The 13,490-nt window shown below is 34.7% G+C and carries 10 protein-coding genes and 2 rRNA genes; 4 read left to right on the plus strand and 8 right to left on the minus strand.

The annotated features are described in order from the left end of the window. Positions 1–72: 72 nt before the first annotated feature. From H9M94_RS02135 to truB, 8 genes are all read right to left on the minus strand, one after another. Positions 73–2,962 (minus strand): 23S ribosomal RNA (locus H9M94_RS02135). 302 nt (positions 2,963–3,264) lie between these two features. Further along, positions 3,265–4,772, minus strand: a 16S ribosomal RNA gene (locus tag H9M94_RS02140). Together the 16S and 23S rRNA genes form the textbook arrangement of a ribosomal RNA operon. 284 nt (positions 4,773–5,056) lie before the next feature. Next, positions 5,057–5,905, minus strand: a complete 849-nt coding sequence (locus H9M94_RS02145) for a TIGR00282 family metallophosphoesterase (RefSeq protein ID WP_255483438.1) — start codon at positions 5,903–5,905, stop codon at positions 5,057–5,059. 102 nt (positions 5,906–6,007) lie between these two features. Next, positions 6,008–7,024, minus strand: a complete 1,017-nt coding sequence (gene recA / locus H9M94_RS02150) for a recombinase RecA (RefSeq protein WP_370576694.1) — start codon at positions 7,022–7,024, stop codon at positions 6,008–6,010. A gap of 191 nt (positions 7,025–7,215) precedes the next feature. Further along, positions 7,216–7,482 carry a 30S ribosomal protein S15 gene (rpsO, locus tag H9M94_RS02155; protein WP_187469325.1) on the minus strand — a complete coding sequence of 89 codons (267 nt, stop codon included), beginning with the start codon at positions 7,480–7,482 and terminating at the stop codon, positions 7,216–7,218. Positions 7,483–7,603: 121 nt separating this feature from the next. Then, positions 7,604–8,446, minus strand: coding sequence for an FAD synthase (locus H9M94_RS02160; RefSeq protein ID WP_187469326.1), 843 nt, complete (start codon positions 8,444–8,446; stop codon positions 7,604–7,606). A 2-nt stretch (positions 8,447–8,448) separates the two neighbouring features. After that, positions 8,449–9,261 (minus strand): YcsE-related riboflavin metabolism phosphatase, encoded by an 813-nt coding sequence (locus H9M94_RS02165; RefSeq protein WP_187469327.1) that lies wholly within the window; start codon positions 9,259–9,261, stop codon positions 8,449–8,451. Beyond that, entirely contained in the window at positions 9,249–10,097 is an 849-nt protein-coding gene (truB, locus tag H9M94_RS02170; protein WP_187469328.1) for a tRNA pseudouridine(55) synthase TruB, read from the minus strand. The genes H9M94_RS02165 and truB overlap by 13 nt, the downstream gene beginning before the upstream one ends. Positions 10,098–10,282: 185 nt before the next feature. Here truB and gmk point away from each other — a divergent pair, with 185 nt between their 5' ends. The 4 genes from gmk to rsgA are packed head-to-tail and all read left to right on the plus strand — an operon-like array spanning position 10,283 to position 13,484. After that, entirely contained in the window at positions 10,283–10,888 is a 606-nt protein-coding gene (gene gmk / locus H9M94_RS02175) for a guanylate kinase (RefSeq protein ID WP_187469329.1), read from the plus strand. Next, positions 10,881–11,648, plus strand: coding sequence for a PP2C family serine/threonine-protein phosphatase (locus H9M94_RS02180; RefSeq protein WP_187469330.1), 768 nt, complete (start codon positions 10,881–10,883; stop codon positions 11,646–11,648). Before gmk ends, H9M94_RS02180 begins: the two co-directional genes overlap by 8 nt. Then, the gene (locus H9M94_RS02185) at positions 11,641–12,636 is read left to right on the plus strand and encodes a serine/threonine-protein kinase (protein ID WP_255483439.1); all 996 of its coding nucleotides are present in this window, start codon (positions 11,641–11,643) and stop codon (positions 12,634–12,636) included. The genes H9M94_RS02180 and H9M94_RS02185 overlap by 8 nt, the downstream gene beginning before the upstream one ends. After that, positions 12,636–13,484 carry a ribosome small subunit-dependent GTPase A gene (gene rsgA / locus H9M94_RS02190; RefSeq protein WP_187469331.1) on the plus strand — a complete coding sequence of 283 codons (849 nt, stop codon included), beginning with the start codon at positions 12,636–12,638 and terminating at the stop codon, positions 13,482–13,484. Before H9M94_RS02185 ends, rsgA begins: the two co-directional genes overlap by 1 nt. Positions 13,485–13,490 lie beyond the last annotated feature (6 nt).

Genomic DNA, 13,490 nt, shown 5'->3' on the forward strand with positions numbered 1-13,490 from the left:
TTTTTCAAAGATTTGTTCTTTGAAAACTGAACAGTAATTAATAATTCATTAAAATGCCTTGAATACATTCTAACTTTTAAACCTATCAATTTATTAGTAATGGTCAGCTGAATGTGTTACCACACTTACACTTCCATCCTATCAACCTCGTAGTCTACAAGGAATTTCAAGGGAATACTTATCTCTGAGGGGGCTTCCCACTTAGATGCTTTCAGCGGTTATCCCTTCCGTACTTAGCTACCCAGCTATGCTCCTGGCGGAACAACTGGAACACCAGCGGTACGTCCACTCCGGTCCTCTCGTACTAAGAGCAGCTCTCATCAATATTCCAACGCCCACATCAGATAGGGACCGAACTGTCTCACGACGTTCTGAACCCAGCTCGCGTACCGCTTTAATTGGCGAACAGCCAAACCCTTGGAACCGACTCCAGCTCCAGGATGCGATGAGCCGACATCGAGGTGCCAAACCTTGCCGTCGATATGATCTCTTGGGCAAGATAAGCCTGTTATCCCCAGGGTAACTTTTATCCGTTGAGCGACTGCCGTTCCATGACGTACAGCCGGATCACTAAGTCCTGCTTTCGCACCTGCTCGACTTGTAGGTCTCGCAGTCAAGCACACTTCTACCTTTGCGCTCTACATACGGTTTCTGACCGTATTGAGTGTACCTTTGAACGCCTCCGTTACCTTTTAGGAGGCGACCGCCCCAGTCAAACTACCCACCACGCACTGTCTCCCCGCCGGATTACGGCGGCAGGTTAGAAACTCAACATACCAAGGGTGGTATTTCAAGGTCGACTCCTCTAAGGCTAGCGCCTTAGTCTCACCGTCTCCCACCTATCCTACACATGTTAGGCCAAGTTCCAATACGAAGTTGTAGTAAAGCTCCATGGGGTCTTTTCGTCTTGATGCGGGTACCCAGCGTTTTCACTGGGACCATAATTTCACCGAGTCCAATGTTGAGACAGTTGAGAGATCATTGCGCCTTTCGTGCAGGTCAGTATTTAGCCGACAAGGAATTTCGCTACCTTAGGACCGTTATAGTTACGGCCGCCGTTCACCCGGGCTTCACTTCAATGCTTCGCTTAAAGCTAACAAATCCGCTTAACCTTCGGGCACTGGGCAGGCTTCACCCCCTATACATCATCTTGCGATTTAGCAGAGAGCTGTGTTTTTGATAAACAGTTGCCCCTCACAATTTACTGTGGCCAACCATAGGTTGGCACCCCTTCTCGCGAACTTACGGGGTTAATTTGCAGAGTTCCTTAACATTGGTTTTCTCGCTCGCCTTAGAATACTCATCTTGGGAACGTGTGTCCGTTCTCGGTACAGGTACCTACAACGTTATAACGTTTAGAAGCTTTTCTTGGAAGCATGAAATCACACAATTCAGCGATTAAGCCTATGCATCATAACTCCCGGTTATAGAGACCGCATTTTACTAATCTCACCAGTTGTTATTTACCCCCAAATCCAATAATGGGTAGTGTTATCCTTCTCCGTCACTCCATCACTTGTTGCAGGTAGTACAGGAATATTAACCTGTTGTCCATCGGATACGCATTTCTGCCTCTCCTTAGGTCCTGACTAACCCTGGGTGGACGAACCTTCCCCAGGAAACCTTTCCCAATAGGCGTTGAGGATTCTCACCTCAAATCGTTACTCATACCGGCATTCTCACTTCTTAGCGCTCCACCAGTCCTCACGGTCTGACTTCGCCGCACTAAGAACGCTCCTCTAACGTACTAAATTGTACCCGTGGCTTCGGTATTGTGTTTTACTCCCGTTACATTATCGGCGCAAGATCTCTTGACTAGTGAGCTATTACGCACTCTTTAAAGGATGGCTGCTTCTAAGCCAACCTCCTAGTTGTTTATGAAATCTCACAACCTTTCTGACTTAACACAATTTTGGGACCTTAGCCGACGATCTGGGTTGTTGCCCTCGCGAGCCGGGACGTTAGCACCCCGGTTCCGACTGCATGATAATACACAATGATATTCGGAGTTTGATTATAGTCAGTACCGCTAGGCGCGGCCATTCCATATTCAGTGCTCTACCATCAAAGCTTAACATCACACGCTAGCCCTAAAGCTATTTCGAGGAGAACCAGCTATCTCCAAGTTCGATTGGAATTTCTCCGCTATTCACAAGTCATCCGGGCACTTTTCAGCGTACTACGGTTCGGTCCTCCACTTAGGGTTAGCTAAGCTTCAACCTGCTCATGAATAGATCACATGGTTTCGGGTATATGACAACATACTAAACGCCCTATTCAGACTCGATTTCTCTACGGCTCCGCTTTTTCTCTGCTTAACCTCGCATGTTATCATAACTCGCCGGTCCATACTGCAAGATGTACGCCATCACCCATTAACGGGCTCTGACTAATTGTAAGTAAGTGGTTTCAGATTCTATTTCACTCCCCTCCCGGGGTTCTTTTCACCTTTCCCTCACGGTACTAGTTCACTATCGGTGTCTGGTTAGTATTTAGCCTTACCGGATGGTCCCGGCAGATTCAGACAGGGTTTCACGTGCCCCGCCCTACTCAGGATACTATCAGAAGACATTGCCATTTCACATACGGGAGTATCACCCTCTATGCTTAGACTTCCCATTCTATTCTGTTATAGCAATGTTTTGTAACTTCGTGTAGATAGTCCTACAACCCCAATTTAAAATTGGTTTGGGCTCTTTCATGTTCGCTCGCCGCTACTGATGAAATCATTTTTATTTTCTTTTCCTGTAGCTACTAAGATGTTTCAGTTCACTACGTGTCTCGCCAACGGAACTATGTATTCATTCCGCGGCAACTAGACATTACTCTAGTTAGGTTCCCCCATTCGGAAATCCCCGTTTCGTAGCTTATATCCAGCTCCACGAGGCTTATCGCAGGTAATCACGTCCTTCATCGACTTCCAGACCCAAGGCATCCACCACAAACTCTTACTTATTTAAAAGTCGTTATCAATATTTACCTATTGTTTGTTGATGTATTCAAAGACATTTTAATAAATTATTATTTTAAATAATAATTAACTCGGTAATCCAAAACAAATTGACTAATTTATTTTTGATGTCGTTGTTATATTAATTTATCTTTACTATTCAGTTTTCAAAGAACAAAGAGAGAAAGTTCTCTCAAAACTAGATATATCTAATGGACTATTAACATTAGAACATGACCGTTCATTTATTATTAAAATAAAATAGTCATAATGTGTAAGGTAATAACTTTTAAAGTTATTTATGTACTCCGTAGAAAGGAGGTGATCCATCCCCACGTTCTCGTAGGGATACCTTGTTACGACTTCACCCCAGTCACCAGTCCTGCCTTAGGCGGTTGTCTCCGTAGTTAACGAACCGACTTCGGGCATTACCAGCTCCCATGGTGTGACGGGCGGTGTGTACAAGACCCGAGAACGTATTCACCGTAGCGTAGCTGATCTACGATTACTAGCGATTCCGACTTCATGTAGTCGAGTTGCAGACTACAATCCGAACTGAGAACGGTTTTTTGAGATTTGCTCCACGTCGCCGTATTGCTTCTCTTTGTACCGTCCATTGTAGCACGTGTGTTGCCCCACTCGTAAGAGGCATGATGATTTGACGTCGTCCCCACCTTCCTCCCGGTTACCCGGGCAGTCTCCCTAGATCATCTAACTAAGGATAAGGGTTGCGCTCGTTGCAGGACTTAACCGAACATCTCACGACACGAGCTGACGACAACCATGCACCATCTGTCATTCCGTTAACCTCAACTATATCTCTATAGCGTTGCGGAAGATGTCAAGAGTGGGTAAGGTTCTACGCGTATCTTCAAATTAAACCACATGCTCCACCGCTTGTGCGGATCCCCGTCAATTCCTTTAAGTTTCACTCTTGCGAGCATACTACTCAGGCGGATGATTTAATGCGTTAGCTGTGCCAATGGTTCCCATTAGCTAATCATCATCGTTTACGGCGTGGACTACCAGGGTATCTAATCCTGTTTGCTCCCCACGCTTTCGTCTCTCAGTGTCAATATGTACCCAGTTAACTGCCTTCGCCAGTTGGTGTTCTTCCTTATATCTACGCATTTCACCGCTTCACAAGGAATTCCGTTAACCTCTATACAATTCTAGTTTGCCAGTATCCAACGCGATTTGGGGTTGAGCCCCAAGTTTTGACGCCAGACTTAACAAACAACCTACAGACGCTTTACGCCCAATAATTCCGGATAACGCTTGCAACCTATGTATTACCGCGGCTGCTGGCACATAGTTAGCCGTTGCTTTCTGATAAGGTACTGTCAAGGTAATAGCATTTCCTCTACTACTTTTTCATCCCAAATAACAGCGGTTTACAACCCGAAGGCCTTCTTCCCGCACGCTGTGTCGCTCCATCAGGCTTTCGCCCATTGTGGAAAATTCCCTACTGCTGCCTCCCGTAGGAGTCTGGGCCGTATCTCAGTCCCAGTGTGGCGGATCAGTCTCTCAACCCCGCTAAGCATCATCGCCTTGGTAAGCCATTACCTTACCAACTAGCTAATGCTACGCACCCCAATCCTTTAGCAGAGCTTTAAAGGCTCCTTTTTTATTTTGATCATGCGATCTAAATAATTATCCGGCATTAGCGATAATTTCTCATCGTTATTCCAATCTAAAGGGCATGTTAAGTACGTGTTACTCACCCATTCGCCGCTAAGTTCCTGAAGGAACTCCGCTCGACATGCATGTATTAGGCACACAGCCAGCGTTCATCCTGAGCCAGGATCAAACTCTCGAAAAAATTGACTGTCATGTCTTGTATATATCTAGTTTTAAAAGAACTTTATTGTTGCTTTCCAATCAAGCAAAACTATTATAACTCTGTTTTAAATAAAAACCAAATAAATTTTAAAAAATATTTAATTTTATTTTGAACAAGTTTTGTTGTTGAAATTAAGAACGAAATTAGTATACCATAAAAGAAAAACCCAAGCATAGATTTTTTATATTTTTTACTAAAAACATATCAGCAACAAAGTGGAATAAAAAAGACAGAAATTAACCTGCCTTATATTATATATATAGTTATTTTTTAATTACATTGCTAATATTTATTGATTCAATTGAATTTCCATTTATTTTATCCAATGTAATTAATGCAGCATTAAATTGTGTGCTATTAGGACTTACAACAAATCTATCTTTTGAATTGAAACGCATTTTTCTATAAACTTCTTCAAAATTTGCTCCAATTGCACAATCCATTGGACCAACCATTCCTAAATCGGTTACATATGCAGTTCCATTAGGCAAGATATGTGCATCATTAGTTTGAACATGTGTATGAGTTCCTCAAATTGCATCGACTTTTCCGTCTAAATATAATGAGAAGACATATTTTTCACTGGTTGTTTCTGCATGAAAGTCAATTAAGTGATAATCAATAACTTCATCATTGTTGTCAAAATCAGAATTTATTATTTTATCTGCTGCATCAAAGAAATTATTTGCACTTTGTTCTGTTCATGGGCGATTTAATTCATTAAAAACAATCCCCATCATTGAAGTAACACGAACTTTTGTTCCTTTAACATCAAAAACAATTGTTCCTTTTCCGGGGTATGTTTCATTAATGTTGTATGGACGAATTACAGGCTCATTATCAATGAAATCATATATTTCTTGTTGAGCTCAAACATGATTTCCCATTGTAAACGCATTGATTCCGACTTTTTTAAGTCTATCTAAATCTTCTTTCCCAAGACCTTTTCTACCTGTCGCATTTTCTGCTTGAGCAATAACAAAGTCAATATTTTTATCTTTAATTAATTCTGGAAGAATTTTTTCAACAGTTTCAACTCCTGGGGCTCCAAAAATGTCACCTATAGCTAAAACTTTTAATTTTTTTGGATTATTCATTTTAGTTTGTGTCATACTAACTCATTTCTACTTTTAATTACATATATTTTAATATTAAAAAATGATTTTGTTTTATTTAAATGAAAAATACCTCCTTTTTGAGGGGTATTATGGAAATTAAAGAACTTTTGATTTTATTTCTTCAAAAATTTCTTTGTTATTTAATAAGTAGTCTTTAAGTTTAATTTTACCTTGTGCAATATTTTCACCTTTATAGCTATATCATGCACCTTTTTTCTCAATTAAATTGGTTAAAACAGCCAGTTCAATAATTTCACCGATTTTATCAATTCCTTCACTAAAGATTAGTTCTGATGTAGCGGTTTTATATGGTGCTGCTAATTTATTTTTTACAACTTTAAACTTAATTTCATTACCTTTGATATCTTTGCTTTCACCAAGTGCTTGGCCTTTTCTAACTTCTACTCTAATACTTGAATAGAATTTTAGCGCTCTACCACCCGGTGTAGTTTCAGGGTTACCAAAAATAATTCCTACTTTTTCTCTAATTTGATTAATAAATATAATAGTTGTTTTATTTTTATTTAAATTACCTGTAATTTTACGTAATGCTTTTGACATTAATCTTGCTTGTGCACCGATTTGTTGATCAGACATTTCACCATTTAATTCAGCTTCCGGAACAAGCGCAGCAACACTATCTACCGCTATTAAATCAATTTGGCCGCTTTTTGCAAGGATATCAACTATATCCATTGCTTGTTCTCCGGAATCAGGTTGAGATAAAATTAATTTATCAGTGTCCACGCCTAATTTTGCAGCATAAACCGCATCTATTGAATGTTCGGCATCAATAAAAGCAGCAATTCCACCTAACTTCTGAATTTCTGCAATAGCGTGCAATGCTAGAGTAGTTTTTCCACAACTTTCTGGACCATAAATTTCAATAATTTTCCCACGTGGAAAACCATTTATCCCAAGAGCTTTGTCTAAACAATAACTACCACTATGAAATGTTTCAACACTAATGTCTGGAATATCGCCTAAAAACATAATTGATTCTGAACCAAATTTTTTTTCAATTTCTTTGATTGCATCGTCAATAATCTTTTTATACTCTTTTTCAGTTTTTTTATTTGTTTCATCTTTTTCGTTCGATTTTTTTGTTTCAATTGCATTTAAAGTTTGATCTTCTACAGGATCTGTTTTTTTGTTTGTTGATATCTTTTTATTTTCGTTAGTCATTTTATATCTCCTTCATGCAATTAATAAATATTAAAAAATCAATTTGAACTAAAAAAATACTGAAAATGTGTGCGTATAAAAAGACATCAAATAATTGATGTCTCTTGTAAAAGAAGTTATTATTTACGAATGTTTAATTCAGCAATAACTTTGTTGTATTCTTCAACGTTTGTTTCTTTTAAGTGTTTTAATAATGTTTTACGTTGAACGATTTTTGCTAAGAATCCACGTTTTGAGTGGTTGTCTTTAGGGTTGTTTAAAAAGTGTGGTTTTAATGATTCGATATCTTCTGTTAAAATAGCGATTTGAACTGAAGCATTTCCTGTATCTTTTTCATTTTTACCGAACTTTTTAACAAGTTCTAATTTTCTTTCTTTTGAAACCATATTAATCTCCTTCTAATATGTTTTAAACGTAGCAAATAACTCATTTGTTATTAACCAAGCTTAAAATTTACGTTTTTAATTGTTAAATGTGGTTATATTATACCACTTAAATATTTAATATTTATTTACTAGCAAATATTTGTTTTGCATTATCTATATCTATATTTTGGACATAATCATCAACATTTGAAATAATTAATCTAATTTCTTTTTCCACTTCAAGTCAAATCTTCTTATTAATTAATGAATTTTCTTGGTTAACATCTATTACTTTAAAAAAGTATTTTTGTTCTTGGTTAACATGTAATATTGCATAAAAAATTATATTTTCAATGTGTAAATATGCAGCATAAATACCAGGATGCATGTTGACTAATTTTTCATTTACTTTAACTTCATTGTCATTTGCAACCATGCCACTAAAAGCATATGAATATACAAGCAGTGAATTGACAAAAGAAATTTTTCCAAACTCAACATTTTCTTTTAACATACTTGTCGAAATTTTAACGTTTTGAACTTTTAAAGTATCAACAGGAAAAATAGAAATGTTTTTATCTCCAAATTCTTGTAAACCACTTAAATCCATTGCTTGATTTTTTCCAAATTTAAAATCAGTTCCTGCAATAATATTACATTTTTTACCTTGTGTTAACTTTTGAATAAAATCTAACGGATCTAAATTTGATACTTGATTATAGTCTAACTCAATTATCGAATCAAAAGATAATCTTGCAAGTTGTGAATATCTAGCATAATTATCCATAAAGATTTTATTTTGAAATTTTGGCATACCAGCATCATTACTAAATAAAACAAGAATAATTCTCCCTCCAACTTCTAATGCTTTCTTATAGAGTTGAAAGTGACCAAGGTGAAACGATTCAAATGCACCAATTATAAAAGTGTCATTATCATCGGTTTTAAATTGGTCCAAATTATAGATAACTAATTCATCATTCATTATTAAATAAGTCCTAATTCTTTAAGTTTTAAGTATGCTCCATCATATTCACAATCTAAAGCAACTGTGTTTGCAACACTTTTGATTCTTTCATTCGCTCTTTCCATAGCAACACCAATTCCAGCTTCACGAAGCATTTCATAGTCATTACTACTATCTCCAAAAGCAATTAAGTTTTCCATTTTGTAACCTAATTTTTCAGCCAAAATACCTAGAGTATAGCTCTTTTCTATATTTTTAGGTCCGATAAAGAAACCATGTGTTCATCTAGCCGAGATCACCATATCTAAATTATTATCATTAATAAATTTTTCAACCATATTTGAAGTTGTTCTCGGATCATCTGAATTAATTGTAATTACATATAAATCATCTGAACCAAGTTGTGATTCATCAAAATCATAGTAGTTGTGACCGAATGGACGTACAAATCAACTTGTTAATTGCATTGAAGGTGTTTTAAATACTTTGTCATAGTCACAAACAGAAAAAGCATTAACTTTATCAACGAATTCATTGTATAACATTACAACTTGTTCTTTCTTTAAAGTGTTTTTGTAGATGAATTCTTTTTTATTTACATCTCAAATAAAAGCACCATTAGCTCCAATAAAGTAATCTGGTTCTAACTGTTCTAAAAAATCTCCAATTGTTGCAAATTCTCTAGCTGTTGCAACAACACTAGTAATTCCATTTAATTTAAGTAATGGAAAAATCTTTTTAGTGTTTGTTGAGAACTGCATGTGCCCATTTGGTAAGATTGTTCCATCAACATCAAATGCAGCCATTTTAATAATTTCATTTATTTTTTTCATACTAACCTCTCATGTGAAATTTTACTTGGTTTAAAATAACCATTTTCAACTTGCCCAATGGCACAAACTAAATTTAAATGTGGATTTTTAATAAAGCATAATCCATCATTTGCATTAACTTTAACTTTGGCTCCATTGCTTAATGATGAAACCATTTTTTCTTCAAGCGGAATAATCTGATTATCAAATAAATCTTCATAGTTTATTTGTTCAATTTGTCCAGATTCTAAATTTCCAAGTTCTATATTCCCAACTTTTACCCGTTTTAAATCAGTCATTATTGCATGTGTATTGCATAATTTTGCAATATCAACTAAAACTGTTCTTATATATGTTCCTTCAGAGACATCCATTAAGAATTCTGCAGTTTGTTTTAATGAATTAAAATTCAATAAATCACATTTGTTTATTTTGATTTTTTGAACTCTCATTTCTACTTGTTTATTTTCACGTGCATATTCATAAGCTTTTTTACCATTTATCTTTTTAGCACTATAAATAGGTGGTATTTGTTCAGTGCAATCTAGCATTTTATTTGAAGCATCTTTTAATTGTTCAAATTGTACAGTTGCATCATTTGTATTTTGAATTTCGCCAGTAACATCATATGTGTCTGACATAAAACCAAAATCACAATTAGCAATATATATTTTATTTTTATTTGGAATATATTGCAACATTTTTGTCTCAAAATCACTTGCAACAAGCATTAAACCTGACGCCAACGGATCTAATATACCGGTGTGTCCGATCTTTCTTGTATTCAACTGCTTCGAAAGTCGTCTAACCGACTGATTTGCAAAATCACCTTTTGGTTTATTGTATTTATAAAACATTCCACCACCCTTCCAGTATTATTATTTTACTTAAATTAGTTTTTTATTTACATGATAATTTAAATAAATTTCTTGCAAATATGAAATATATTTTTTCTCACAAAAACCACATTTTTCACTAAATATGTGAGTTATAAATTTTATTTATAAAAATAATTCTGAAAGTGTTATAATAACTCATAACTATGAATAAGAAAAGTCCAATTATTATTTTTACAGGTCCTAGTGGAGTCGGTAAAGGTACAGTAGAAAGATTACTATTTGAATATGACGAGCTTAATCTCTCGTTATCTTGTTCTGCGACCACAAGAAAACCTCGTGAGGGAGAACTTGATGGTGTTCACTATTATTTCATTGAAATTGATAGATTCAGAGACAAGATTAAAAGTCGTAAATTTATTGAATTTTCATATCACTTATCAAACTACTATGGAACACTATATTCCGAATTAGACAAGATTCATAAAAAAAATAAAGTGCCAATGTTAGAAATTGAAACTAATGGTGCTAAACAAATCATTAAAAAATTCACTAATCCAGATTCAAAAGAATCAGAAAAATATAATCTAATCACAATCTTCCTTGCACCACCATCAGTAGAAGACCTACGTACAAGAATTTTAAAAAGAGGTTCTGAAAATAGCGAAACTCTAAAACAAAGACTTAAAAAAGCCGAAGATGAAATAGCAGATTCACATTTATTCAAATATATTATTGTTAATGATATACCTGAAGTTGCTGCTGAAAAAATTAGAGCTATATTACACAAGGAGTTAGGCCTTAATGATTAATTACTTTTCAAAATCATTACAAGGTGTTAGACAAAAAAATGATGATCGAGCAAGTGTTTATCAAAATGATAATGCAACACTTGCTATTTTATGCGATGGAATGGGCGGGCATGCTTTTGGTGACCTCGCTGCATCTATAGTTGTTAATACCTTTGCATTACAATTTAATAATAATTTCAAAGCAAATGATCTATTCTCACTTAAAAAGTGAGTATTTCAGTCTTTTGATAAAGCAAAAATAGAGTTAAGAAAATTGGCATCAGATGATAAACGCAAGCACCAAATGGGGACTACTGCCGTTGGTGTGATTATTTTACACAAAGAAAAATGCATTCTTGTTTTCAATGCCGGAGATAGTCGATGTTACGTGCATAAAACACAAGGAGAATTAATCCAAATAACTAAAGATCATAATTTTAAAAATCAGTTGATTTCAGAAGGTAAAAATATTTCTGATTATGATGATCGTCATATGAATTATCTAACAAGTGCCGTTGCTCCAGAGTTTCATACCTTAATTGAAGTATTCGAAATTCAACCAAAGGGTTTTGATAATATTGACAAAATTCTTCTAACATCAGATGGTATTCATGGTTTTGTTGAGAATTATGAAATGGAATATTACATAAGAACATCAGAAACCCTTGAAAAAGCCGCAAATAAAATTATCGACCAAGCATGAATTGGAGAAACTACTGACAACATGACATTAGTACTTTTAGACATTAAACATGACAAAAAAGGCGGTGAGCATGTCTAGTACAGCAAAAATAACACCAAGTTCAAAAATTCATGAAAAATATATTGTTGGTAAAGTAGTTGGTTTCGGTGGGATGGGAACTGTATTTCTTGTTACTCCTAAAGATGATAAAAGCAAAAGATATGCAGCTAAATATATGCAAAATGTTTTTGATGAAACTGCATACTCACGTTTTAAGGAAGAAGCAAAATTATTAAAAAAATTAAATTCACAATATTTACCAAAATTCATTGAATATTATGGAGATTCAATGGAACAATTCTACATTATGGAATATATTGAAGGAACAGTTTTATATAACTTAATTCGTGCTGAGGGTTCATTATCTGTGAAACGTGCAAAAGGATATATTACCAAAATAGCCGAAGGAATCGGTGAGTTACATGCAAATGGAATTATTCACCGTGACATTAAAACTCAGAATATTATTGTAGATAACACACATAATATTAAAATCATTGACTTAGGAATTTCACTTACAGATGATTCACAACGCTTAACACGTGCTAATGCAGTGATTTGTAGCCCATATTACGCTGCTCCAGAATATTCAATCAAAGGTGCAGAAATAACAAAGGCTGTAGATATTTATGCCTTGGGTATAGTTTTATTTGAAATGTTGACAGGTCAATATCCATATAAAGCAGAACGTGAACAAGACACAATCATGATGCACTACAAGAGTTCCTTCCCATCACCTAATCAATTCAAACAAATACCACAAGCAATGTGTAATGTAGTGATTAAAGCAACTGCAAAAAATCCTGGTGATAGATATAAAAATGTTTATGAATTTATCAAAGATACTAAAACATGTTTGGATGCATCTCGTAGGTTTGAACAACCGTTAAATAAAAAAACATTAAAACCTAAGAAAAAATTATCAGAACGTTTAAATAGTAATGGTTTTTTAATTGGTGCAATCATATTTATCATACTTATAATTGGTGCAATTGCTTTAACACTATACTTTAAAGGACTTTTATAATGCAAAATTCAAATACATACAAAATTCTTTCTGTAAATGCAGGGATTTTTACAGTTAGAAATGAAAATGAAGAATTAAAAATTCCGGCAGCTGGAAAATTACGTTTTAGAGATGAAAAACCAATCGTTGGAGACAATGTCATAGTTACAAACGGTCAAATAACTGAAATTTTAGATAGAAGAAATTTCTTCATTCGTCCAAAAGTGGCCAACATTGATCAAATGATTGTTTTTATGTCTTCTACCGAACCTGCTTTTAGTTCATTTTTAGTTGATAAATACTTTGCTATAGTGGAAAACAAAAATATCGAACCAATCTTATTTATTACAAAAGTTGATTTAGATAATCCAACCGCCATTGAAATGCACAATTTATACTCTGAAATGGGTTATAAAGTCTTTTTGATTAATAATGAACAAGATAATTTTTCTTTCGAAAATATCAAACACATCTTTAAAAATAAATATTCTGTTTTTATGGGTCAAACTGGAGTTGGAAAAACAACTACATTAAACAAATTAAGTAATAATAATTTTGAAACTCAAGCAATTTCTAAAGCATTAGGACGTGGTAAACACACCACTAGAATAGTGCAAATTATTTATTTTAATGAAGGATTTTTAATTGACACACCTGGTTTTTCTTCTTTAGCATTAGATATGAATAAAGTTGAATTAGCGCAGAGTTTTAAAACTTTTAATACTTTGTCTAAGCAATGTAAGTTTAGAAATTGTCTCCATCTTAATGAGAGCAATAATGATTGTGCAGTAAAACAAAAAGTTGGTACACCTGAAATACCAACCATTAGATATAATAATTATGTAAAATTATTATCTGAATTAGATTAAATTAGG

The organism is Mycoplasma sp. Pen4 (genome assembly GCF_014352955.1).
Lineage (GTDB): Bacteria > Bacillota_I > Bacilli_A > Mycoplasmatales > Metamycoplasmataceae > Mycoplasmopsis.